The organism is Rhizobium sp. KNZ14-9A, from assembly GCF_056755015.1.
This window is the reverse complement of record NZ_JBPGXB010000002.1, coordinates 4,377,839-4,401,758: the sequence shown is the minus strand read 5'-3', so window position 1 is coordinate 4,401,758 and position 23,920 is coordinate 4,377,839. Positions and strand designations below refer to the sequence as shown.

23 protein-coding genes are annotated in these 23,920 nt (G+C 59.5%); 14 read left to right on the top strand and 9 right to left on the bottom strand.

Translation table 11 applies throughout. The features are described 5' to 3' along the window. Positions 1–5: 5 nt before the first annotated feature. The 3 genes from ACR9ZQ_RS28510 to ACR9ZQ_RS28500 form a co-directional block, all read right to left on the bottom strand. Positions 6–1,031: a LacI family DNA-binding transcriptional regulator gene (locus ACR9ZQ_RS28510; RefSeq protein WP_310383816.1), complete on the bottom strand. Its 1,026-nt coding sequence runs from the start codon at positions 1,029–1,031 to the stop codon at positions 6–8. Positions 1,032–1,190: 159 nt separating this feature from the next. Further along, on the bottom strand, positions 1,191–2,792 hold the full coding sequence (locus ACR9ZQ_RS28505) for a DHA2 family efflux MFS transporter permease subunit (RefSeq protein ID WP_481429151.1): 1,602 nt from the start codon (positions 2,790–2,792) through the stop codon (positions 1,191–1,193). A 22-nt stretch (positions 2,793–2,814) separates the two neighbouring features. Next, complete coding sequence (locus ACR9ZQ_RS28500; RefSeq protein WP_113321928.1) at positions 2,815–4,023, bottom strand: HlyD family secretion protein; 1,209 nt, start codon at positions 4,021–4,023, stop codon at positions 2,815–2,817. 152 nt (positions 4,024–4,175) lie between these two features. Between ACR9ZQ_RS28500 and ACR9ZQ_RS28495 the strand changes: the two genes are divergently transcribed. The 5 genes from ACR9ZQ_RS28495 (at position 4,176) to lysS (ending at position 9,989) form a co-directional block, all read left to right on the top strand. Further along, the gene (locus tag ACR9ZQ_RS28495; protein WP_481429150.1) at positions 4,176–4,856 is read left to right on the top strand and encodes a TetR/AcrR family transcriptional regulator; all 681 of its coding nucleotides are present in this window, start codon (positions 4,176–4,178) and stop codon (positions 4,854–4,856) included. Between the two features lie 105 nt (positions 4,857–4,961). Then, positions 4,962–5,801 (top strand): AraC family transcriptional regulator, encoded by an 840-nt coding sequence (locus ACR9ZQ_RS28490; protein ID WP_310383820.1) that lies wholly within the window; start codon positions 4,962–4,964, stop codon positions 5,799–5,801. Between the two features lie 101 nt (positions 5,802–5,902). Then, on the top strand, positions 5,903–6,652 hold the full coding sequence (locus ACR9ZQ_RS28485; RefSeq protein ID WP_113321931.1) for a TerC family protein: 750 nt from the start codon (positions 5,903–5,905) through the stop codon (positions 6,650–6,652). A gap of 363 nt (positions 6,653–7,015) precedes the next feature. Then, positions 7,016–8,470: a glutamate--tRNA ligase gene (gene gltX, locus ACR9ZQ_RS28480; RefSeq protein ID WP_310383823.1), complete on the top strand. Its 1,455-nt coding sequence runs from the start codon at positions 7,016–7,018 to the stop codon at positions 8,468–8,470. Positions 8,471–8,492: 22 nt separating this feature from the next. Then, positions 8,493–9,989, top strand: a complete 1,497-nt coding sequence (lysS, locus tag ACR9ZQ_RS28475) for a lysine--tRNA ligase (RefSeq protein WP_310383825.1) — start codon at positions 8,493–8,495, stop codon at positions 9,987–9,989. A gap of 74 nt (positions 9,990–10,063) precedes the next feature. Here lysS and ACR9ZQ_RS28470 read toward each other — a convergent pair whose 3' ends face one another. Then, positions 10,064–10,816 carry an SDR family NAD(P)-dependent oxidoreductase gene (locus ACR9ZQ_RS28470; RefSeq protein WP_310383827.1) on the bottom strand — a complete coding sequence of 251 codons (753 nt, stop codon included), beginning with the start codon at positions 10,814–10,816 and terminating at the stop codon, positions 10,064–10,066. Positions 10,817–10,948: 132 nt separating this feature from the next. Between ACR9ZQ_RS28470 and ACR9ZQ_RS28465 the strand changes: the two genes are divergently transcribed. After that, positions 10,949–11,839, top strand: coding sequence for an AraC family transcriptional regulator (locus tag ACR9ZQ_RS28465; RefSeq protein WP_310383830.1), 891 nt, complete (start codon positions 10,949–10,951; stop codon positions 11,837–11,839). Between the two features lie 12 nt (positions 11,840–11,851). On the opposite strand, the gene ACR9ZQ_RS28460 is transcribed toward ACR9ZQ_RS28465, so the two are convergent. After that, positions 11,852–12,583, bottom strand: a complete 732-nt coding sequence (locus ACR9ZQ_RS28460) for a hypothetical protein (RefSeq protein ID WP_481429149.1) — start codon at positions 12,581–12,583, stop codon at positions 11,852–11,854. A gap of 179 nt (positions 12,584–12,762) precedes the next feature. Here ACR9ZQ_RS28460 and ACR9ZQ_RS28455 point away from each other — a divergent pair, with 179 nt between their 5' ends. The 7 genes from ACR9ZQ_RS28455 to ACR9ZQ_RS28425 all read left to right on the top strand — a co-directional run bounded on the left by ACR9ZQ_RS28455 (position 12,763) and on the right by ACR9ZQ_RS28425 (position 20,691). After that, positions 12,763–13,671, top strand: a complete 909-nt coding sequence (locus tag ACR9ZQ_RS28455; protein ID WP_310383834.1) for a LysR family transcriptional regulator — start codon at positions 12,763–12,765, stop codon at positions 13,669–13,671. Between the two features lie 120 nt (positions 13,672–13,791). Beyond that, on the top strand, positions 13,792–14,949 hold the full coding sequence (locus tag ACR9ZQ_RS28450; RefSeq protein WP_310383836.1) for an ABC transporter substrate-binding protein: 1,158 nt from the start codon (positions 13,792–13,794) through the stop codon (positions 14,947–14,949). A gap of 210 nt (positions 14,950–15,159) precedes the next feature. Then, positions 15,160–16,146, top strand: coding sequence for an ABC transporter ATP-binding protein (locus ACR9ZQ_RS28445; protein WP_481429148.1), 987 nt, complete (start codon positions 15,160–15,162; stop codon positions 16,144–16,146). Beyond that, entirely contained in the window at positions 16,143–17,105 is a 963-nt protein-coding gene (locus tag ACR9ZQ_RS28440; protein ID WP_113324696.1) for an ABC transporter permease, read from the top strand. Before ACR9ZQ_RS28445 ends, ACR9ZQ_RS28440 begins: the two co-directional genes overlap by 4 nt. Further along, a complete protein-coding gene (locus ACR9ZQ_RS28435; RefSeq protein ID WP_442206470.1) occupies positions 17,095–17,910 on the top strand; it encodes an ABC transporter permease in 816 nt (271 codons plus the stop codon). The genes ACR9ZQ_RS28440 and ACR9ZQ_RS28435 overlap by 11 nt, the downstream gene beginning before the upstream one ends. 61 nt (positions 17,911–17,971) lie before the next feature. Next, complete coding sequence (locus tag ACR9ZQ_RS28430) at positions 17,972–19,399, top strand: gamma-aminobutyraldehyde dehydrogenase (protein ID WP_310383843.1); 1,428 nt, start codon at positions 17,972–17,974, stop codon at positions 19,397–19,399. A gap of 185 nt (positions 19,400–19,584) precedes the next feature. After that, complete coding sequence (locus tag ACR9ZQ_RS28425) at positions 19,585–20,691, top strand: helix-turn-helix transcriptional regulator (protein ID WP_481429147.1); 1,107 nt, start codon at positions 19,585–19,587, stop codon at positions 20,689–20,691. Between the two features lie 9 nt (positions 20,692–20,700). Here ACR9ZQ_RS28425 and ACR9ZQ_RS28420 read toward each other — a convergent pair whose 3' ends face one another. After that, positions 20,701–21,321 (bottom strand): TerC family protein, encoded by a 621-nt coding sequence (locus ACR9ZQ_RS28420; RefSeq protein ID WP_481429146.1) that lies wholly within the window; start codon positions 21,319–21,321, stop codon positions 20,701–20,703. Positions 21,322–21,505: 184 nt separating this feature from the next. Between ACR9ZQ_RS28420 and ACR9ZQ_RS28415 the strand changes: the two genes are divergently transcribed. Continuing rightward, positions 21,506–21,679, top strand: a complete 174-nt coding sequence (locus tag ACR9ZQ_RS28415; protein WP_007817547.1) for a DUF1328 domain-containing protein — start codon at positions 21,506–21,508, stop codon at positions 21,677–21,679. A 52-nt stretch (positions 21,680–21,731) separates the two neighbouring features. On the opposite strand, the gene ACR9ZQ_RS28410 is transcribed toward ACR9ZQ_RS28415, so the two are convergent. From ACR9ZQ_RS28410 to ACR9ZQ_RS28400, 3 genes are read right to left on the bottom strand one after another with little or no spacing between them, the layout of a single operon-like run. Beyond that, positions 21,732–22,178 (bottom strand): DoxX family protein, encoded by a 447-nt coding sequence (locus tag ACR9ZQ_RS28410; protein ID WP_310383992.1) that lies wholly within the window; start codon positions 22,176–22,178, stop codon positions 21,732–21,734. A 59-nt stretch (positions 22,179–22,237) separates the two neighbouring features. Continuing rightward, entirely contained in the window at positions 22,238–22,702 is a 465-nt protein-coding gene (locus ACR9ZQ_RS28405) for a tetratricopeptide repeat protein (protein ID WP_310383850.1), read from the bottom strand. A 19-nt stretch (positions 22,703–22,721) separates the two neighbouring features. Continuing rightward, positions 22,722–23,696 carry an MBL fold metallo-hydrolase gene (locus tag ACR9ZQ_RS28400; RefSeq protein WP_310383852.1) on the bottom strand — a complete coding sequence of 325 codons (975 nt, stop codon included), beginning with the start codon at positions 23,694–23,696 and terminating at the stop codon, positions 22,722–22,724. Positions 23,697–23,920 lie beyond the last annotated feature (224 nt).

Here is a 23,920-nt window from a genome sequence, read left to right as displayed (position 1 = left end):
TGCCGTTACGGCAGATTGTCTTTCAGGAATATGTCGAGGCGAATGCGCTCCTGCGCGTCGATGACCGAAAGCCCGTCCGCCTTTGCCTTGAGAACACGGATCGCGCTGCGCACCTCATGGCCGGCATCCTGATTGAGGATTGCGTCGATAGTGCCGTCGAGAAGGGCAGCGCGCGTATGTGCCGTCAATTCATGCGCAATCACCGTCAGCGACCTGTCTGCTGCCTTTTCCTTGAGCGCTCGGATCAGACCACGATTACCGGCACCGAGACTGTAAATGCCGATGATGCCGTCGTTCTTCCCAAGCGCATCGGCAATCAGCATGTGGGCAACTTCAGGGTCGTCCCGGCCTTCGAGAACCGATAATAGATGCAGCGCCGGAAACTCCTGAGCCATGACGGCGGCGAAGCCCTCTAGGCGTTCGCGATGGTCGCGTACCAGCATGGAGCCGGCCAGAATGGCAATCTCGCCCTTGGCGCCGCCAAGGAAACGTCCGAGCAGACGCGCAGCGGTGCGCCCTGCGGCAATATTGTCGACGCCGGCATAGTGGTGGCGCAGCGAACCCGTCAGATCGGAAACGAGCGTGACGACCGGAATGCCATCTTTCACCAGCCGGTCGACAGCGGCGCGCACATCGGGTGCGTCGGTGGCCACGAGCGCGACGCCGGAGGGCTTTTCGGCCGCGAGCATTTCCAACTCACGCACCAGCGCCTGCGGATCGAAGGCGGGCACCTCGACGATGCGGATATCCGTACGCTCGGCGACCGAGCGCGCGATCGCTGTGCGGATTTCGGCATTCAGGCCATGCATGAAGGAGTTGTCGCTGGCGGGCAAGATGAAGGTCAGCGGATAGACGCGACCTTTGGCAAGGTTTGCAGCGGCCACGTCGCGCACATAGCCGAGATCTCGGATCGCGGTTTCGACCTTCTCCCGCGTCACATGGCGCACGCCCGGACGCTGGTTCAGAACCCGGTCCACGGTCGCAAGACTGACGCCCGCCGCAGCGGCGATATCATGAACGGTTGGCCTCATCACTCCTCCTGGACGAGACCATTAGCGCCAAATTTGATGTACGTAAATCAAAAAGTGCGCGAGGTGGCAAACACCCTGTTGAAGGGGAACTGAAGCGACCCGTGCAGAAAAACAAAAAGGCCCTCCGAAGAGGGCCTTTCTCGCAATGACGGCCGGAGGTCAGTGGCCGCCACCGCCTCCCCCGCCGCCTTGCGGCGCGGGTTTCTTGATCATGAAGACGCCAAGGACCATCGCCAGGAAAAGCACAGTCAGCATCAGGAAAATGTCGCCGAACGAAAGGATCATCGCCTGTTTGGTGGCCAAACCGACCATCTGCTTGACTGCAACATTCGCACCATCCAGACCCCAATTATTGAAGTTGTTGGTCATGTTGTTCATCTGGTCGATCGCAGCGGTGTTGCCCCAGTGCACGTTTTCACGCAGGCGTTCGTAGTGCACGTCCTGTCGGGTGGTCAGCACCGTGTTGATAACAGCAAGGCCAACGGCGCCGCCGAGGTTACGCGTCAGGTTGAAGAGGCCGGATGCGCCACGGATACGCTGCGGCGGCAGGGTGCCGAGCGCAATGTTGTTGATCGGCACCATGCACATCATCAGGCCGAAACCGCGCAGGATCTGCGGGATGAAGAGCTCGTAGAAGTCCCAGTCCTGCGTCAAATGCGTCATGATATACGTGCCGGCCGCAAAGCTCACGAAACCGATCGCCATCATGAAACGCAGGTCGAGTTTCGTCGAGAGCCGGCCAGCAATCGGCGCGGTGAAGAACATCGCAAGGCCCGACACGAACATCGTCTCGCCGATCATCTGCGAATCGTAACCGCGGATGCGGCCGAGATAGACCGGATAGATATAAGTGAGCCCGTAAAGGCCGATGCCCATGACGAAGGAGAACACCGAACCAAAGGAGAAATTGCGGTTGGCAAAGGCCGTGAGATCGACGACCGGAAATTCCACCGTGAAGGCCCGGTAGAAAAAGACGACACAGGCGACGGCGGAGGCAACGGCGCCGATGACGATGTAGCTGTCGTTGAACCAGTCGTTCGAATTGCCTTCTTCCAGCACATATTCCAGTGCGCCAAGGAAAACACCCATAGACAGCAGGCCGTACCAGTCGAACTTCTTGAAGAGCGACAGTTCCGGCTTGTCGAAATCGATGAAATTCCAGGTGACGATCGTGACGATGATACCGGGCACGATATTGACCAGGAACAGCCAGTGCCAGGAGAAGGCATGGCTCAGGTAACCGCCGACCGTCGGGCCTATGGTCGGCGCCAGCGTCGCGATGAGGCCAATGATCGGCGAGACAATCGCACGCTTCGACGGCGGGAAGATCGTGAAGGCGGCCGCGAAGACCGAGGGGATCATGCCGCCGCCGATGAAGCCCTGAATGACACGGTAGACGATCATCTGGTCGATATTCGTCGCCGTTGCGGCCAGGGCGCTCGCCATGGTGAAACCGGCAGCCGAGATTGCGAAGAGATACCGTGTCGAGATGATACGAGCCAGCGTGCCCGACAGCGGGATCATGATGACTTCGGCGATCAGATAAGCAGTTTGCACCCAGCCGATTTCGTCCGTGCCGGCAGATAGGCCTGCCTGGATTTCGGCGAGCGAAGCGGAGACGATCTGAATGTCGAGGATCGACATGAACATGCCAAGCACCATCGCGAAGAAAGCGATGAGCCTTTTGGGATCCATGCGATCGGCGGCAAGCGCAGGCGCTGCCGGGATCGAACCTGCCGTTGCTGTCGCGCTCCCGGCCATGGGATTACCTCCGCCCTGGCGCTTACTTCACCGGCGCCGTGCGGGTATCGACGTCGACGACGACGCTGAGACCGGCGCGCAGGCGGCCGCTATCAAGCGCATCCTGCGGCAAGGCGATGCGAACCGGCACGCGCTGGATGATCTTGGTGAAATTACCAGTCGCATTTTCCGGCGGTAGCATCGAGAAGACCGAGCCGGAGGCCGGCGCGATCGATTCAACGGTGCCGACAACAGGATAATCGCTATAGGCATCGACATGCACGTTCACCTTCGAGCCGGCAACGAGATGTTGGATCTGCGTTTCCTTGAAGTTGGCGTCGATATAGAGCTGGCGGGTCGGCACGAGCGCCATCAGCCGCTGGCCGGGCGAGACGAGATCGCCTTCCTGAACCGCACGATTGCCGACGACGCCATCATAGGGTGCCTTCAGCACCGTGAAGGAAAGGTCGCGGGCGGCTTTGTCGCGCTGGATTTCCAGCGTACGGACGGAACCCTCCGCTTCCTTGCGCTGGGCTTCGAGGATGGCAATATTGGCCTGGGCAGCAACGATATTGGCATCGCCGCCGGCAAGATTTGCCTTCGCCTGATCAAGAGCCGTATTCGCATCATCGAGATCTGCGGTGGTGCCGACCGACTTCGCCTGCAGGTCGCTCTGACGCTTCTGCTTGATCTCCGCGCCGCGCACGGTGGCCTCGAGGGCAGTCTTCTGGGCCTGGGCTTGCACGAGGCTCGCCTTGGCGCCTTCGATCTGCGCATCGATGCGGCTGAGCGACAGCTGCTCGGTTTCGATCTGAGCGTTGGCCTGGTCGAGGGCGTTCTGGTAGTCGCCGTTATCAAGGGTAGCGAGAACGTCGCCTGCCTTGACTTCCTGGTTGGCGACAACATTCACCTTCGCGACATAGCCGGTGACCTTCGGCGATATCGTCGCGATATCGCCCTCGATGTATGCGTCGTCGGTCGACACCATGAAGCGGCCATTGGTCCACCAGTCGTAGCCATACCAGCCGGCACCGGCGAGAAAAGCGAGCACGATGACGGGCAGTACGAGGCTACGGCGCTTCTTCGGGGCAGACGGAGCCGGTGCGACAGCAGGCGCGGACTGCGCGGGAGCCGTCTGCGGTGCCTCGGCCTTCGGGGCTTCAACGGGAACTGCGGTTTCCGCTTTTGCCTCTTCGGCGTCGGCATTTTCGCTGACGATGCGCGCGACGTTGCTTTTCTGGTTTGTCGACATAGACAGGCTACCGATCTGGAGTAAAATAATCGAACTGAACGGTTCGGTTCAGTTGACATAAATGGTTTTTGACTTCATATCAAGATGCATAGAACCAATCGGTTCGATTTCTTTAAAAGAAAACACGAATTCGCCAAGACGGTTAAGGAGACATGACACTGAAGCCCGAGGAGACCGCCGTATTCAGCCCACCCGTTCCGGGAGGCCGCTTTGCTGCGGGTGAGGATCCTGCCAAGCGCCAGCAGATCCTTGATGGTGCCAGGCGCGTATTCCTGAAGATGGGCTTCGACGCGGCCAGCATGAATGACGTGACCCGCGAGGCCGGCGTTTCCAAAGGAACGCTTTATGTCTACTTCGCCAACAAGGAAGAACTCTTCCACGCCATGGTCGAGACCGAGCGCGCCGCCTTCGTCGCAGCCGTGCGCATGGTCCTTGCGGAGCACGACGATGTCGAGGCCGGTCTACACGAATTCGGGATAACCTTCGTCACCCATATGACCGAAGACAAGGTCATCGACGCCATGCGCACCGTGCTCGGTGTGCGTGAGCGCATGCCCCTTCTCTGTCAGCGCTTCTTCAAGGGGCCGCAGAACCTGCGCACCATCATGCACGACTTCCTGGAGCGGCATGTGCAAGCCGGCACCCTGAAGATCGACGATATCGATCTCGCCGCCGGCCAGTTTCTCGACCTTGCAAGCGGCAGCTTCTTCAAGCTGCGCCTCTTCGGCAACATGGAAGGCCCGCCGCCGCGCAACGAGATTGAGCGCGTCATCCGCGGCGCGATCTTTGTCTTCATGGCCGCCTATGGCGTGCGCAAATACGAGCCCGCCTGATCCCCATCCCGACCCTGATTGGTTTTCTGCCGGATTTGCGCAATAGCGATCAAATCCGGCCGCCGCATTTCATCTAGGAATGAAGCGGCAACCAGGGGAGAAGAGATGAGCGCCATCGGACGGGCGATATGGTTCATCGAGAGCCATTTCGAAACCGATATAAGCCTCGATGAGATCGCAGAAGCCGCCGGATTGTCGCGCTACCATCTTTCGCGCGTCTTTGGTCTGGTAACCGGCCATTCGATCAGCGGCTATATCCGCGCACGGCGTCTGAGCGGCGCCGCGCTGTCTCTCATCTCAGGCTCATCCAGCATTCTCGAGGTTGCCCTCGACGCAGGCTACGGCTCGCACGAGGCTTTCACCCGTGCCTTCCGCGACCAATTCGGCATGACACCGGAAGCGGTGCGCCGACAGGGGCACATTCGCAATCTCGCTTTGATGGAGCCTATCAGGATGAAAACCGCAAGCCTTACCGATCTGGAACCGCCGCGTTTCGAAACCCTTCAGCCGATGCTTTTTGCCGGCCTGCAGGAAACCTACGCCTATGGCGGTAATGCCGCGATCCCCTCGCTCTGGCAGAAGTTCAACCAGCATTTCGGCCATATCCCCAACCAGAAGGGTAATGTCGCCTACGGGATCTGCACCCATATCGATGGAGAAGTAGAGAAATTCCGTTACATGGCGGCCGTCGAGGTATCCGATGCGGACGATCTGCCGGATGGCTTTGCCACACTGAAGCTGCCGACCCAGCGCTACGCCGTCTTCTCTCACCGCGGTCATGTTTCCGGTATACCGGCCACGATGGACCTGATCTTCGGCAACTGGTGGCCGACTTCAGGCCTCGAACACGGCAGCATGCCCGACATGTTCGAACGCTACGATGAGCGCTTCGATCCCCACACGGGGATGGGCGGAACGGAAATCTGGCTGCCGATCAAGGAATAAAAGCCTGACCGTTTTCGTATACCCCCTTGCGGCGCTTGCCCGGCAGGGCCGCAACGATACATTGTCCGCGTCCATATGCGACGCAAGGGGGAAATACGCCGATGCAGGATATCATGACGCTCATTCAGGACCCGGCTGCCTGGGTGGCGCTTGTCACGCTCGTGGTGATGGAAGTGGTTCTCGGGATCGACAACCTCATCTTCATCTCCATCCTCACCAACAAACTGCCGCCCGAGCATCGGGAAAGAGCCCGCAAGACTGGTATCGCCCTTGCTCTCGTCATGCGTCTTGCCCTGCTCGGCACCATCGCCTGGATCGTCCAGCTCACCGAACCTCTTTTCGAGCTTTTCGGCCACGGCTTCTCCTGGAAGGATCTCATCCTGATCGCCGGCGGTCTCTTCCTCGTCTGGAAGGCCACCAAGGAAATCCATCACAATGTCGATCCGGAGGATCAGCACGAGAATTTCATTGCAGGCGCGACAGGTACAAGCTTCGCCTCGGCGATCGGCCAGATCCTGCTGCTCGATCTCGTCTTCTCAGTGGACAGCATCATCACCGCCGTCGGCATGACCCCGCATCTGCCGATCATGATCATCGCCGTCATCGCTGCCGTCACGGTCATGCTCGTCGCCGCAACGCCGCTGGCCAATTTCATCGAGCGCAATCCGACGATCGTCATGCTGGCGCTCGCCTTCCTGCTGATGATCGGCACGACGCTGATTGCCGATGGCATGGGCTTCCACGTGCCGAAGGGCTACGTCTACGCCGCCATGGCCTTCTCGGCCCTCGTGGAGATGCTGAACATGCTGGCGAGGAACGCGCGCCGGCGAAAGCGTGAGGGCGGCCACTAAGGCGGTCCATCCATCTGAGACCCAATTGTTGCCTCCGCCTTACTCGGTAAGGCGGAGGTTCCTCTGTGCATGGTGGCCGTGGTGAAAAGCACAGACATCGCCTGTTTCATGTCGTCGCCGGGTTTCACTTCGAAGAACAGATCATTCGAAACGGTCGCCCGGAGGGGCCGGAAGAGGCCCGCTGGAAGCGGTTTTTCTTGACGCGCCCTTTTGAATATGGCCTAAGCGCAGCCACACGGATAATCGGCGGATTATGCGGGCAGACGCCTTGCTCCAGCCGATTTCTGGTTGATATCTGCATTCTCCAGGCCGGACGTCGCTTTCAGTGAAAAGCCGCTCGGCATTCATTGACGGGCACATAAAATGACAGCTTCCGGCGTCCGCGTCCGCATCGCTCCCTCGCCGACCGGCGAGCCGCATGTCGGCACCGCTTACATCGCTCTCTTCAACTATCTCTTTGCCAAGAAGCACGGCGGCGAGTTCATCTTGCGCATCGAGGATACCGATGCGACGCGCTCGACCCCGGAATTCGAGACCAAAGTGCTGGATGCGCTGAGATGGTGCGGGCTGGAATGGAAGGAAGGCCCCGATATCGGCGGCCCCTACGGCCCCTATCGCCAGTCCGACCGCAAGGACATGTATCAGCCCTACGCCCAGGAACTGCTCGACAAGGGCCATGCCTTCCGCTGTTTCTGCACGCCCGAGCGGCTGGAGCAGATGCGCGAAAGCCAGCGCGCCGCCGGCAAGCCACCGAAATATGATGGTCTCTGCCTGACGCTCAAGGCCGAGGAAGTCACCTCGCGCATGGCAGCCGGCGAAACCACCGTCATCCGCATGAAGATCCCGACCGAAGGCTCGTGCGACTTCACCGACGGCGTCTATGGCGATGTGTCGATCCCGTGGGATTCCGTCGACATGCAGGTGTTGATCAAGGCCGACGGCATGCCGACCTATCATATGGCAAACGTCATCGACGACCATCTGATGAAGATCACCCACGTCGCGCGTGGCGAAGAGTGGCTGGCATCCGTGCCAAAGCACATTCTGCTCTATCGCTATTTCGGCTGGGACCAGCCAGTGTTCATGCATCTGTCGTTGATGCGCAACGCCGACAAGTCGAAGCTGTCGAAGCGCAAGAACCCGACCTCGATCTCCTATTATTCCGCCCTCGGCTACATCCCCGAAGCGCTGATGAACTTCCTCGGCCTGTTCTTCATCCAGATTTCCGAAGGCGAAGAACTTCTGACCATGGAAGAGCTGTCCGAAAAGTTCGATCCGGAAAACCTCTCCAAGGCCGGCGCGATCTTCGACATCCAGAAGCTCGACTGGCTGAATGGACGCTGGATCCGCGAAAAGCTGTCCGAAGAGGACTTCCGCGACCGCGTGCTCAACTGGGCGATGGAAAACGATCGCCTGATGGCGGGCATGCGCCTGTCGCAGACGCGCATCTCCAAGCTCGGCGAACTGCCCGATCTCGCAGGCTTTCTGCTGAAGTCCGATCTCGGCCTGCAGCCGTCCGACTTCGCCAAGATCAAGTCGCCGCCGGAAGAGATCCTGGAAATCCTCAACACCGTCCAGCCCGATCTCGAAAAGATCCTGGAATGGAATGTCGAGACGATCGAAGCCGAACTGCGTGCCATCGCCGACCGCATGGGCAAGAAACTGAAGGTCGTGGTAGCGCCGCTCTTCGTTGCCGTTTCCGGCTCGTCGCGCTCGCTTCCGCTCTTCGATTCCATGGCGATCCTCGGCCGCTCGGTCGTTCGCCAGCGCCTGAAGCTCGCATCGCAGGCCGTCGCCGCCCTCGTTGGCTCGAAGTAAGAACAGTCAGAGGATTTCGACAATGGCTGACAACAAGACCGAAAACACCCTTTCTTCCGACGCAACGGAAGTGCGCGCCCAGAAGCTGAAGCTGCTGCGCGAGCAGATCGGCGACGTCTATCCGGCGCATTTCCACCGCACGCTGACCAATGCCGAATTGGCCGCGAAATACGAGGGCCTGGAACCTGACGTCGAGACACAGGATGTCGTGACCGTCGCTGGCCGCGTTTACTCGTCGCGCAACTCCGGCATGTTCATGGATATCCACGACGCCGGCGGCAAGATCCAGATTTTCAGTCACAAGGACACGACCCCGGAAGAAGCTCGTGCGCTTCTGCCGATGATCGACATCGGCGACATCATCGGCGTCACCGGTGTCGTGCGCCGCACCAAGCGCGGCGAGCTGACGATCAACGCTCAGAAGATCGAGATGCTCACCAAGTCGCTGCTTCCGATGCCCGAAAAGTGGCACGGCCTCTCCGACATCGAGCTGCGTTACCGCAAGCGCCATCTCGACATCATGACCAATGAGGAATCGAAGCTGCGCTTCCAGCAGCGCTCGAAGATCCTCTCCGGCATCCGCCGCTTCATGGAAAATGACGGCTTTATGGAAGTCGAAACGCCGATGCTGCATTCGGTCTATGGCGGCGCCACCGCCGAGCCGTTCAAGACGCATCACAACACGCTGAAGCTCGACATGTACCTGCGCATCGCGCCGGAACTGTTCCTGAAGCGCACGCTGGTGTCGGGCCTCACCGACAAGGTCTTCGAGATCAACCGCAATTTCCGCAACGAAGGCGTCTCCACCCGGCACAATCCGGAATTCACCATGATGGAGTGCTACTGGGCCTATGCAGATTACGAGGACATCATGGACCTCGTCGAGCGGCTGTTCGAGAGCCTGGCGCTCGCCATCCACGACACGACGGAATTCCCCTTCGGCGACAAGACCATGTCCTTCAAGGGGCCGTTCAAGCGCGTCCCAATGCCTGATGCCGTCAAGGAAGCGACCGGTATCGACTTCCTGGCGATCAAGACCGACGAGGAAGCCCGCGCTGCCGCCAAGGCAGCCGGCTTCGAGGTTGAGAAGGACTGGACCTGGGGCGAATGCCTCGCCTTCATCTTCGAAGAGAAGGTCGAGCAAACGCTGATCCAGCCTTCGCACGTTACCCATTTCCCGAAGGACATATCACCCTTCGCCAAGGAAGTGCCGGGCGAACCGCGCCTCGTAGAACGTTTCGAGACCTATTGCAACGCCTGGGAACTCGGCAACGCCTTCTCCGAACTCAACGATCCGGAAGAGCAGCGCCGCCGCATGGTCGAGCAGCTCGAGCAGGCCCATGCCCGCGGTGAAAAGGAAAAGCAGCTCGACGAGGAATTCCTCGATGCGATCGACCAGGGCATGCCGCCCGCAGGTGGTCTCGGCATCGGCGTCGACCGCCTGATCATGCTGCTCACCAACGCGCCGTCGATCCGCGACGTGATCCTCTTCCCGGCCCGCCGCAACAAGGCCGACTAAGAAACGGATTGTTTGAATGAAAAACGGAGCGCCCGAAAGGACGCTCCGTTTTCTTTTGTCCGAGAGACCATGCCTCAGATCATGTAACCGCCGGCGACCTCGATCGTCTGCGCATTGATCCAGGCGCCGTCCTCAGAGGCGAGCATGGCGATGACACGGCCGACATCCTCGGCTTCGCCGATGCGGCCAAGCGCTGTTTGTGAAGCAAGCAGTGCGGCAAATTCCGGGTTCTTATCCAGCGCAGCATCGGCAAGATTGGTGCGGATGGGACCCGGCGAGATGGCATTTGCGCGGATCTTACGATTGCCGAATTCCTTCGCCTGATAGCGGGTCAAGGTCTCAAGTCCGGACTTGAGAGCCGCGTAAGGCGCAACGCCGGCCGTTGCGACACGCACCGAGGCGCTCGTCACATTGAGGATCACACCACCATCCGCCATCAGCGGCAACAGCGCCTGTGTCAGGAAGAACGGGCCCTTCAGGTGCACGTTCATGAGCGCGTCGAACTGGTCCATCGTTACCGTTTCCATCAGATTGAACATGCCGAACCCGGCATTATTGACCAGGCAATCGAAATCGCTACGGCCCCAATAGGTAGAGAGCAACCGCTTGACCTCGTCCACGAAGGACGGAAAACCTGCGGCATCGCCGACATCAAGAGCGAGCGCAACCGCGTGACCGCCTGCCGCTTTGATCTCAGCCACGGCTTCATCGGCGCCTGGCTTATGGCTGTTGTAGGTGATGATGACTCCCATGCCCCGCCTTGCGCATTCCTGTGCGGCCGATTGACCAATGCCCCGGCTGCCACCAGTAATGATTGCGATTTTCATTTCTGTCTCCTTGCTTTCGATGGCCGGAAGCTATGGGAAACAGCGGGCCGCTACTCCGCCGGAAACTGCCTCGTTCTTGCCTATTCCTGCTTTTGTCTTGCGCGCGATGACGAGCTGGGTCAGGATTTCCTTATGCAGACAATGCTCGAAGAAATGCGCCGCCTGACGGCCCACGCAGAAAACCGCCCGACGGAAACCGGCATACCCGGCATATTGATGGTCAAGGGAGAGATTCCCGAACACAGGCTCGGGGCCGTCTACGAACCCATGATCAACCTGATCCTCGATGGCAGCAAGACGCTGACGATCGCCGGTCAGGACTACTATTACGATCCCACGACCTATTTCGTAATCTCCATCGACATACCCGCAACCGGAATGGTCCAGCAGGCCGGTCCCGACAGACCCTATATCGGTGTCAGCCTGTCACTCGATCCGGCAAGGGTCGCAGCCTTGCTCATGGACCTTCCGCCACAGGCCTATCAGGAAGGGCAAGGCAGTGGCTATTCGGTCTGCCGCATGACACCGGAGCTTCTGAGCGCCTGGTTAAGAATGCTGCAGCTCATGGAGAGGCCTCAGGATATCCCTGCCCTTGCCCCGGCCTATGAGCGCGAAATTCTCTATCGCGTGCTGCAGGGGCCACAGGGCTGGATATTACGCGACATTGCAGCACCCGACAGTGCCCTGTCGCGGATAAGGCTCGCCATTCGCTGGGTGCGTGAACACTATGCCGAGGCGATCGAGGTCGAGAAATTAGCCGGTCTCGCCTCCATGAGCCTGTCAGCATTTCATCGGCATTTCAAGGCCGTGACGGCGATGAGCCCAATCCAGTTCCAGAAGCATATCAGGCTGCTGCAGGCCCGCCAGCTTCTGATTGCCCGATCCGGAAATGCATCCTCGGTCGCCTATGCCGTGGGCTATGAAAGCGCCTCGCAATTCACCAGGGAATATGCGCGCTTCTTCGGTCAGCCGCCAGCGCGCGACGTCTCATTGATAAGGGAAATTATCAAGCCCGCCGCCTGATCATTTTCGGAATTAGTGCCCGCTCTTGACAGGCGGCTCCTCTGCGGGAGCGTCTCCTGCAGGGGTGGCAGCATCCTTGGCAGCCTGCTCTTCAGCAGACGGTTCCTCGGCATCCTTGGGCGCGGCGCCCTTTTCGCCGGTTGCCGGCTTGCTCTCCTTCTTGGTGGAGGCAACAGCAACGGGATCGATGCAATCGGCAGGATCCTTGAGGCTCGCATTCAGCACCGCGATCCGATCGTCCGGCAATTCGATGCGTTCGCCATAAAAGAGGCCCTGCTCGCTCGCCTTGCCGTCATAATAACGGGCCGTATAGGGCTTGTCGTCGAGCCCTTCGACCATCTTGTCGGGATGCGCAATATAGACCACATCGGCACCGATCGCCCGGCCGCGAATATCCGAGCGCAAGGTCGGACCATTCTCGTCGAGGACGACGACCTGCACGAGGTCGGGCTTCTGTGCTTCATAGACCGCCTGAGCGACACGCAATGCCGTCTTGATGCGCGTCATGCCGTCAACAGGTTCGGTCTTGATGTATTTGCGTACCCAGACGTGATCCTGCTTCTTGATCGTCACCAGATTGACGTCGGTGCAGGCCACGCCATCGGCCGATTCCTCATCACCGAGCAGCCTGTCTTTACCGACATAAACCGCAGCACCGCCGGAAACGCCCGCTAACAGGGCGCTACCACCGATGATCAAAGCCAATTTCCGGGAAGGCCGGAATATGCGCAGTAAGGCCTTCACGCCAACTGCTCCGCCATCTGAAAACTCCAACGCAATACAAGTGACTGTGAAGCTAAGGAAATGACGTTTCCGAATCTTTAAGTGGACCGTCCGACTTTGTCTCGAATTGAATAAATACCAAAAAAGGTCCAGCCATTCGCAAGCTTGCCAGATCGCTCAAGCACGTGCTCTAAAATGCCATGGCCTTCACGCTTCGCCAGATTCAATATTTCGTCGCCGTTGCCGAACAGGGTTCGGTCACGCGCGCCGCGCAGAACCTGTCGATCTCCCAATCCTCGATAACGGAGGCGCTGAAGGAACTCGAAAACGACCTTGGCGTCGTGCTGTTCGAGCGTCACCCGCGCGGGCTGTCAGTCACCCACAACGGCCATCAGTTCCTGCGGCACGCCACGAAGATCCTGGCAACGGTCTCCGACGCCCGCACCAGCTTTTCCGGCCAGGAGAACATACCCTCCGGCACGCTCAATATCGGCGTCACCTCGCTCGTTGCGGGCTATGTGCTCTCGGACCTGCTGGCACGCTATCGCCGCGCCTGTCCAGGTGTGGAGGTCAGCGCCATCGAGGACAATGGCAGCTACGTTGAGCATCTGCTGGTCGGTGGCGAACTGGATGTCGCCGTCATGGTGATTTCAAATCTGCGTGATCGCATGGCCCTGCAGGCGGAAATCCTTGAAACCTCACCCTATCGCCTCTGGTTGCCGATGGGGCATCCGCTGGTTTCGGCGGATATAATTTCCATCGCCGATATCGCCCGCGAGCCTCTGATCATGCTGACGGTGGATGAAATCGAGGAGAATACCGGCAAGCTGCTGACCGCACTCGGCGCCCGCCCGCATGTCGCCTTCCGCACCCGCTCGGTCGAAGCCGTGCGCAGCCTGGTTGCGACCGGCGCCGGGGTCGCGCTGCTGCCCGATCTCGTCTACCGCCCCTGGTCGCTGGAAGGCGACCGTATCGAGAGCCGCGATGTCTCCGGCGCTCTGCCCGTTGTGCAGGTCGGCATGGTCTGGCGCAAGGGCTCCAGCCTACCGCAGGCCGCACGCGATTTCGTGGCCATCGCCGAGAACATGCGATCGGGAAGATCCCGCTAGATATCGGAATTTCCGATATCGCCTTTCTGATAAATGAATTTGCGAAACCGGCCTTTCCGCGTCACCCTTTCTTCTGGGAACAAAACGCCGCAAAAGCGGCACCGAACCGGGAGACAGACGATGAATCTTCTGAAATCGTGCACTGCTGCGCTCGCGAGCCTGAGTTTCGCGACACAGGTTGTCGCTGCCGAACCGCTGAAGACACTGGGCAAGGGGGAAGGCGCCGTCAGCATCGTCGCCTGGGCCGGTTATATCGAGCGCGGCGAGACCGACAAGAATTACGACTGGGTCACCGACTTCGAGAAGGAAACCGGCTGCAAGGTTTCCGTAAAGACCGCCGCCACCTCGGATGAGATGGTGGCGCTGATGAACGAAGGCGGCTTCGACCTCGTCACCGCATCAGGCGATGCGTCATTGCGCCTCGTCGCCGGAAAACGCGTCCAGCCGATCAACACCGATCTCATCCCGAGCTTCAAGACTGTCGATGAGCGCCTGCAGAATGCGCCCTGGAATACGGTGGGCGACGTCCACTATGGCGTGCCCTATCTCTGGGGGCCGAACGTGCTGATGTACAATACCGACGCCTTCAAGGATAAGGCGCCGACGAGCTGGAATATCGTCTTCGACGAACAGAAGCTGCCGGATGGTAAGTCCAATAAGGGCCGCGTGCAGGCCTATGACGGCCCGATCTACATCGCCGATGCCGCTCTATATCTGATGGCGCACAAGCCCGATCTCGGCATCAAGGACCCCTATGAGCTCAACGAGGACCAGTACAAGGCTGCTCTCGACCTGCTGCGCGGCCAGCGCAAGATCGTCTCGCGCTACTGGCACGATGCGATGATCCAGGTCGACGACTTCAAGAATGAAGGTGTTGTCGCCTCCGGTTCCTGGCCGTTCCAGGTCAACCTGCTGCAGGCCGACAAACAGAAGATCGCCTCCACCTTCCCTGAGGAGGGTGTGACCGGTTGGGCCGACACGACCATGCTGCACGCCGACAGCGAACATCCAAACTGCGCATATATGTGGATGGAACATTCGCTGAAGGCCAAGGTCCAGGGTGATGCCGCCGCCTGGTTCGGCGCCGTGCCATCCGTTCCGGCTGCCTGCAAGGGCAATGAACTTCTGACCGATGCCGGCTGCAACACCAACGGCTATGATCACTTCGACAAGATCAAGTTCTGGAAGACGCCGGTCGCCAAATGCGCAAGCGAGAGCGAATGCGTACCCTATCATCGCTGGGTATCGGATTATATCGGTGTGATCGGCGGGCGGTAACGCCAAGCCGGTTCACGTAAACGAAGTCCCCTTCCCAACCCCTCCCCGCAAGGGAGGGCCCAGAGTGGCGCCGCCGCATTCCTGCCGAAACGCCGAAAGGTTTGAGCGTGGGCGCGGCAGATTAAGCCCCTCCCCCTCGTGGGGAGGGGTTTGGGGCGGGGTCTTTTGAAGATCAAAGCCTCTCTCAGATAATACAGCTCCGGAGCCCCCATGACGTCCGCCGTCCGTTTCCAGAAGGTCTCTCGCCATTTCGGCGCGGTGCGCGCCGTCGATGGCGTCGATCTCGAAATCGTACCCGGCGAGTTCTTCGCCATGCTCGGCCCGTCCGGTTCCGGCAAGACCACCTGCCTGCGGCTGGTTGCAGGCTTCGAACAGCCTACATCGGGACATATCGAAATCTTCGGCGAAACCGCCGAAGGCATCCCGCCCTATCGCCGAAACGTGAACACCGTCTTTCAGGATTACGCGCTCTTTCCGCATCTCGATATCCTCGACAACGTCGCCTACGGACTGATGGTCAAAGGCGTCGGCAAGGCGGAGCGGATCAAAGAGGCTGAAAAGACGCTGGAACTGGTGAAACTGCCGGGCTATGGCAGCCGCCGCCCCGGCCAGCTTTCCGGCGGCCAGCGGCAGCGCGTAGCGCTCGCCCGCGCACTCGTCAACAAGCCCCAGGTGCTCCTGCTCGATGAGCCCCTAGGCGCTCTGGATCTGAAGCTGCGCGAGCAGATGCAGGAAGAGCTGAAGAGCCTGCAGCGCGCCCTCGGCATCACCTTCATCTTCGTCACCCACGATCAGGGGGAGGCGCTCTCCATGGCTGACCGTGTTGCGGTCTTCAACAATGGCGGCATCGTCCAGCAGGGCACGCCGCAGGATATCTACCGCCGTCCGAAGACCCGCTTCGTCGCCGATTTCGTCGGCTCGTCGAATGTCATTTCCCCTAACGTCATGACGGCTCTTGGCGGCGAGAAGCGCTGGGCGAGCCTGCGTCCCGAGGCAATTCACCTCGCCACTGACGGCGTCGAAGCCAGGGTCGAGAATGCCAGCTTCCTCGGCGCGGCGACCCGGCTTACCGTCGATATCAGGGGAACGTGCCTGCATGTCATGCTGCCGGCCGGCAGCGACATCCCCGATATCGGCACCGCCATCCGCCTCGTGTGGCAGCAGGGCGACGTGCATTACATGGATGATGCGGCATGACTGCTCTGGCGATGATCAAGGCGGAAACCTCGATCCTGCCGCGCCGCGGCGGTTTCTTCGGCGGCCTGTCGGATAGCTTCTGGCGTCACCCGAAACTGCTTCTCTTCCTGATGCTGACGCCGCCGTTGCTCTGGCTCGGCATCATCTATATCGGCTCGTTGATCGCGCTGCTGCTGCAGAGTTTCTTCTCGATCGATGATTTCTCGGGGATGGTGAACCACGAATTCACCCTCGATACCTATGCCCAGCTCCTGAACCCCGGCAATTTCGACATCATCGTCAGAACCATCCTGATGGCGGCGCTGGTGACGGTGGCCTCCGCCGTCATCGCCTTCCCGATCGCCTATTACGCCGCCCGCTATGCGCAAGGAAAATGGAAGGCCCTGTTTTACCTTGGTGTCATGCTGCCGCTCTGGTCGAGCTATCTCGTCAAGATCTACGCCTGGAAGCTGATCCTCGCCAAGGAAGGCATCCTCACCTGGCTCTTCGACAAGCTCTATCTCTCCTGGCTGCTCGACGGCGTCCTCGCTTTGCCTGTTGTCGGCGGTAATTCGCTCTCCGTCAGCTATCTCGGCACTTTCATCGTCTTCGTCTATATCTGGCTGCCCTATATGATACTGCCGACGCAGGCAGCACTCGAACGTGTGCCCGGCAATCTGATCGAAGCGTCCGCCGATCTCGGCGCCACCCCGCGCCAGACATTCCGCACTGTGCTTTTCCCGCTGGCGCTGCCCGGCATCGTCGCCGGTTCGATCTTCACATTCTCGCTGACCCTGGGTGACTACATCATCCCGCAGATCATCGGCTCCTCACGCCTCTTCATCGGTCAGGCCGTCTATACGCAGCAGGGAACGGCCGGCAACGTCCCGCTCGCCGCCGCCTTCTCCGTCGTACCCATCGTCATCATGGCGATCTATCTCTGGCTCGCTAAACGCATGGGGGCCTTCGATGCGCTCTGACCGCGGACAGAAATCACCCCTCGTCCTGAAGATCGCCGCGGCCGGCGGCCTGCTCTTCCTGCATCTGCCGATCCTGCTCATCTTCGTCTATGCCTTCACGACCGAGGAGAAGAGCTATCAGTGGCCGCCACCCGGCCTGACGCTGCAATGGTTCGGCATCGCCTGGAACCGGCCGGATGTCTGGTCGGCACTTGGCCTCTCCCTGCAGGTTGCCTGCATTGCAACGGCAATCGCGCTGGTCCTCGGTACGCTTTGCGCGGCCGCCGTCAGCCAGACGAAATTCTTCGGCCGCGAGGCGATCTCACTGCTCGTCATCCTGCCGATCGCCCTTCCCGGCATCATCACCGGCATCGCGCTGCGCTCCGCCTTCAGCCTGTTCGACATACCCTTCTCGGTTTGGACGATCGTGCTTGGCCATGCCACCTTCTGCGTGGTTGTCGTCTACAACAACGCCGTCGCCCGCTTCCGGCGCACGTCAGGCTCGCTGATCGAAGCCTCCATGGATCTCGGCGCCGACGGCTTCCAGACCTTCCGCCATGTCATCCTGCCGAATATCGGCACGGCGCTTCTGGCCGGCGGCATGCTCGCCTTTGCTCTGTCCTTCGACGAAGTCATCGTCACCACCTTCACCGGTGGCCAGCAATCCACCCTGCCGATCTGGATGCTCGAAGAGCTGATCCGCCCGCGCCAGCGCCCGGTCACCAATGTGGTCGCGATGGTCGTCGTGCTGGTCACCTTCCTGCCGATCCTGGCAGCCTATTACCTTACGCGCGACGGCGACCAGATCGCCGGCGCCGGCAAATAACCGGAATGGGACGCGGAGCCCCTTCCGCATTCCACTCGATCAACCACAAGGGAGAACGCCCATGGACACTCAAATGCTGATCGGTTCCCGCTTCGAGACCGGCACGGAAACGGAAGAGCACATCCTGAACCCGAAGACGGGCGAAACCGTGCTGAACCTTGCCGAAGCCTCGCTCGGCCAGATCGATGCCGCCGTGGATGCGGCGGAGAAGGCCTTTGTCGCCTGGTCGCAGACGACACCATCCGAACGCTCCGCCTATCTATTGAAAATCGCCGATGCCATCGAAAAGGACGCGCAGGGCTTTGCCACGCTCGAAGCGCTGAACTGCGGCAAACCGATCAATGCCGTGCTGAATGACGAGATCCCAGCCATTGTCGATTGCTACCGCTTCTTTGCCGGTGCGGTGCGTAATCTGCACGGACCGGTCGCCGGCGAATATCTTCCCGGACACACCTCGATGATCCGCCGTGACCCGATCGGCATCGTCGGCTCGATTGCGCCGTGGAACTATCCATTGATGATGATGGCCTGGAAGTTGGCGCCCGCAATCGCCGGCGGCAACACCGTCGTCTTCAAGCCGTCTGAACAAACACCGCTGACGGCGCTCAAGATGGCAAAGCTGCTTTCCGATATTCTCCCCGAGGGCGTGGTCAATGTCATCCTCGGGCGCGGCGAGAGCGTCGGCAACACGCTGATCAACCATCCGAAAATCAACATGGTGTCGATCACCGGCGACATCGCGACCGGCAAGAAAGTGCTGCAGGCTGCCGCCAAGACCGTCAAGCGCACCCATCTGGAACTTGGCGGCAAGGCGCCGGTCATTGTCTTCGACGACGCCGATATCGATGCCGTCGTCGCGGGTATCCGCACCTTCGGCTACTACAATGCCGGCCAGGACTGCACGGCCGCCTGCCGCATTTATGCCGACGCGAAGGTCTACGACAATTTCGTCGCCGACCTGACATCTGCCGTCTCCAGCATCCGCTTCAACCAGGCCGACGACACCGAGAACGAAATCGGCCCGCTGATTTCCAAGCGCCAGCGTGATCGCGTCGAAAGCTTCGTCACCCGCGCCTCCGAACACAAGCACATGGAAATTACCACCGGCGGCAAGGTCTCTGGCGACAAGGGCTTCTTCTTCGCGCCGACGGTCGTTGCAGGCGCCACGCAGGAAGATGAAATCGTCCGCCGAGAAGTTTTCGGCCCCGTCGTCTCGGTCACCCGCTTCACCAATGTCGACGATGCGGTGAGCTGGGCAAACGACAGCGATTACGGCCTCGCCTCCTCCGTCTGGACTAAGGATATCGGCCGCGGCATGAAGACGGCCGCCCGCCTGCAATATGGCTGCACCTGGATCAACACGCATTTCATGCTGGTCAATGAGATGCCGCACGGTGGCCTGAAACAATCAGGCTATGGCAAAGACATGTCTGTCTACGCCCTGGAAGACTATACGGCTGTCCGCCATGTGATGATCAATCACGGATAGTTGAACAAAAGCTTCTTGATCTCTTTCAAAAGTCACTGCCGCCGTCAGTGACTTTTGTCACTTTGTCATAATACAACTGCAGATACTATTTCTAAACGCGGAATTGCCGGTTCACCCCATATGGCGCTTCGCGATAAGTGTGATTCTTCATCGGATCAAAGAAATCGGTTGGGCATTACTTACTCATGGCGACGCGCATCGATATCTCCGAGCTCGAAACGGCCCTGGACGGATTGATGGAATCCGCTCTGGTGCCGGCAAGCTGGGAGCGCACGCTGGAACAGATCAGCCGCGCCACCGGTTCTACCGGTACGCATATCATGCCGGTGCGCGGTAAATTCCCCTCCGGCTTCCTGAGCACACCGAATCTGCTGGAGGCCTTCCAGGTCTATTTTGACGAAGAATGGTACAAGCGCGACTTCCGCGAACGCGGCCTGGCGGTTGCGATGGCCAAGGGGGTCATCATCGAACACGACATCGCCGGCGATGAGGAGTTCAACCATCATATCTTCTATACGGAGTTCCTGGCCCGCTTCAGCTTCCGTTATTCCGCCATGGTGGGCTTCACCTCCGGCGATACGATGCTGAGCCTCAACCTGCAGCGCCGCATTCAAGACCAGCCTTTCGATCGCGATGACGAGCGCTTGCTCGTAAAGATGCAGTCGAAACTGACCGCCGCAGCCGAGATCATACGCGCGCTGCATGTCGCCAAGATCGACAGCATGAGCGAGGCATTTGAGCTCGCCGGCACTGCCGTGGTCTTCTTCGATCGTTTTGGCCGCATCACCCGGCTGAACCAGCGCGCGGAGATGCTGCTCGATGGCAATATCCGGGTTCTCGATCGGGAGCTCGTTGCTCTCAGTCAGGAGGAGACGGGGCTCCTGCGCCGCCATCTGCAGGCAATCCTTTCGAAGGAGCCTTTCACCAATCCGGCCGTCTCCACGCCGGTTCTGTTTTCCCGCCCGGGAAAGGCGCCGCTGATAATCCGTGCCCAGCGGCTGAACGGAGTACCGGCCGAACTCTTCTCGCATTCCGCCGCCGTCGCCATCATCACGGATCTCTCCGAACGCGCGGCCCCGAGCCGCGATCTGCTGCGCCGGCTCTTTTCGCTCACTCCTCAGGAAACGACGGTAGCGCGCCTGCTGATGGATGGTTCGTCGCCGCGCCAGATCGCCGAAATATCCGGCCTGACTTATGAGACAACGCGCGGCTACGTGAAGAAGGTTCTCGCCAAGACTGGCACACAGCGCCAGTCCCAGCTTATCTCCCTGCTCTCAAGCCTGAAAATCTAGACCCGGTTATTAGGCCTGACCGTAGAGCGCAAGCAGCTCAATGCCGCCTTCCCATATCATGTCGAACGCCACATAGACGATGATGGCAAGGCCGATCCAGCCGATCCAGCGGAAGCGGTTGAGCAGCTTTGCCACGAAATTGGATGCGACACCCATGAGGATGACGGAAAGGATGAGGCCGAAGATCAAGGCATTCATGTTCGACTTCGTAGCACCGGCAACGGCCAGGACGTTGTCGAGCGACATGGAAAGATCCGCAAAAATGATCTGGCCGATCGCCTGTCGGAAAAGTTTCGGCTTGTGAGCGTGGTGACCGGCTTCCTGCCCGGCCTCCTCTTCATCCGCCTCACGCAACTCCCTAAACATCGTCCAGCAGATCCACAGAAGTAGCAGACCGCCGACGAGATTGATGCCTTTGATGACGAGCAACTGCGCGGCGATGACGGCGAAAACGATGCGGATGACGGCGGCTGCGGCAATGCCGGTGACGATCGCCTTGCCGCGCAGCTCGGTGGAAAGGCCTGCAGCTGCCATACCGATAACGACCACATTATCCCCTGACAGGATGATGTTGATCATGATGACTTCGAGGTAGGCGGAAATGACCTGGGGGTCCAGAAAAGCGCGCATGGAGGGTGGCTTTCGTCGATGGGGCAAATCGATGATGATCCCTTCAAACAGATCGAGACACCTTTGAAAAGCCCTTGCAGGCCGGAGCAGCACGCCTTTAAGGAATGCCGTTCCATTCTAACCGATCTGGAACAAAATCAGTTTTGGCGCGTCTTCTTCCGGCAATCACGGAAGGAAGATATCCATGTTAAAATGGGCTCTTATATTTCTGGTAATTTCTATAGTCGCCGGCTTTTTCGGCTTCTCCGGCATCTCCGCGGCGACCGCGACGATCGCCCGCGTGCTCTTCGGCATATTCCTCGTCGTCTTCCTGATCTTCCTCATCCTGGCCTTGATGGCAGGACAGGCGATCTTCTAGCCACGGGGCTATGAACGACGACAACGACGGCAGCAGCTTCAAGACAAGTTCGCTACAGCACCGCCGTCAGCCAGGGATGCATTCCCTTCATCCGCCTTTTCATGAAATTGTCGATAGACACCGATCCTGCACCCGAAACCGCAAGCACGAACATGCCGCCGGCAATAGCGAGATCCTTCTCGAAATGCAGCAGCTCGTTCTGGTTCGCGAAGTTGGTGTGGAACATAAAAGCCGTCGCGAGGCAGAACAGCCCCAGGGCCACCGCACCGAGCCGGCTAAGGAAACCGGCAGCAATAGAAAGGCCGGCACCGAGCTGCAGAGCAATGACGGCAAACGTCACCAGCGCCGGCAGGCCAAGCTTTTCGAAGGTAGCAAGCGTCGCGGTGATGTCGGCGATGAGCGACGAACCCTCATGCAGGAAGATCAGGGATAAGAGAAGCCTACCCAGAAGAAGAATGAGATCGGCCAGCCGAGGCCGGCTTGCAACGTTTTCCATCATATCCTCCACTTTATCAGGAGCAGGCGGCGAACCACCTGCTCCTGCCGTTGATGTGTCGGTCACTTATCGCCCTTTGCGGAGATGGCTTCCTGAAGGTCTTCGAGTTCCTCGCAGCCAACGGGGCAAAGCTGTTTAAGGACCGACACCTGCTCCTCAGCCTTCGCCATATCGCCGGTCTCGACGTAGAGTTCACCGAGATATTCGCGTGCCGCCTTATGATCGGGCTGAAGCTCCAGCGCCTTGGTATAATAGGTCAGCGACGTCAGGTAATCGCCTGTCTTGCGCAGCGTGAACCCCATCAGATTGTAAACGTCCGCCTGCTGATTGTCTTCGGCAAGATCGCGAAGCTCTGCAAGCGCGCCGGCATAGTCCTTCGCGTCGATCTTGGCCCGCACCGAAGTCAGGTCCGGAGCGTCAGTCGATTCCATGTTGTCGACGGCAAAGGCTGGAAATGCGGTAACCGCGGAAAAGCCGGCGGAAATGGCGCAAACCCAGATGAATCCCAGAATTGCATATTTCATCATTGTAACGTCCTTCGGCCTTTCAGGCCTGTATTGTTGGGGTGAAGGCATAGGCGCTTCCGTCCTTGAGGAAGGTGCCTGAGCCGGGGAACGGGAAGTGCGAGCCGCAGATCGCGATATTGTCGGCAATGACGCGATCGATGAGACGGCGGCGTGTGTCGATTGCCGTCGGCCCGTCCTGGTCATAGCTGCCCTGCCATTCGGGATGCGGGGCGAGCAGCGCCGGCACATACATGATGTCGGCGGAAACGAGCAGTTGCTTGTTGCCCGAGGTCACGAGATAGGTTGAATGACCGGGCGTATGGCCAGGCGCTGAAAGCAGCCTGATGCCGGGTGCAACTTCGGCCCCGTCATCCACCAGCTTCCAGTTCTTCCATGTCGGGAAAACGGCGGCGATGCGCTTGCCGGCCGGCTTGCGGCCTTCGGCAAGCTTCTCGACACGACCCGGTGCCGTCCACCAGTTATATTCGGCAGCATTAACGATGAGCTCGGCATTCGGGAAGACCGGGTTATTTGTCCCCTTTTCCATCAGACCCCAAACGTGGTCCGGATGGAAATGCGAGATCATGATCGTATCGATCTTCTTATAATCGATACCGGCTGCCGCCATATTCGCCGGCAGATGCGTGGCATTTTCCTGCCATTGACCGACGCCGGAACCTGCGTCCATCATGATCAGCCGACTGCCGACTTTCAAAACGACCACCGTCAGCGGGATCGGCATGAATTCGGTCGTCAGCCCTGCCTTGGAAAGCGCCTCTTTGGTATCCTCGATCGAAGCGTTCTTGATGAAGGTGGGATCATGCGGCTTCTTCCAGATGCCGTCATAGATCGCCGTAACCTCGATATCGCCGACCTTGTATTTATAAAAGCCGACCGTCGGCTCCAACGGCGTCGCGGCAAGTGCCGGCATGACGAATTCGAGCTTCGATGACAGGCCGAATGCAGCCGCAGCAGTGGCCGATCCCAGGACAGCGCGACGTGACATGGTAAACATGAATATGCCTCCTCTTGTTGATGGCATTTCGACTGGCGAAGGCCGCAATTCATCTGAAGCCCTCGCTGACGAACTAGATCGTCGGCGGCACGCCGTTATTCCCAGCTCGAACGAGATTTTCGACAAGCCATTGAAAATGATTGATTATTTTAACGGCACTCATCTTTCGTACCACTGCGCGCAAATAAACCGGCGCTATTTGGAATAAAATCGTGCGCCGATCG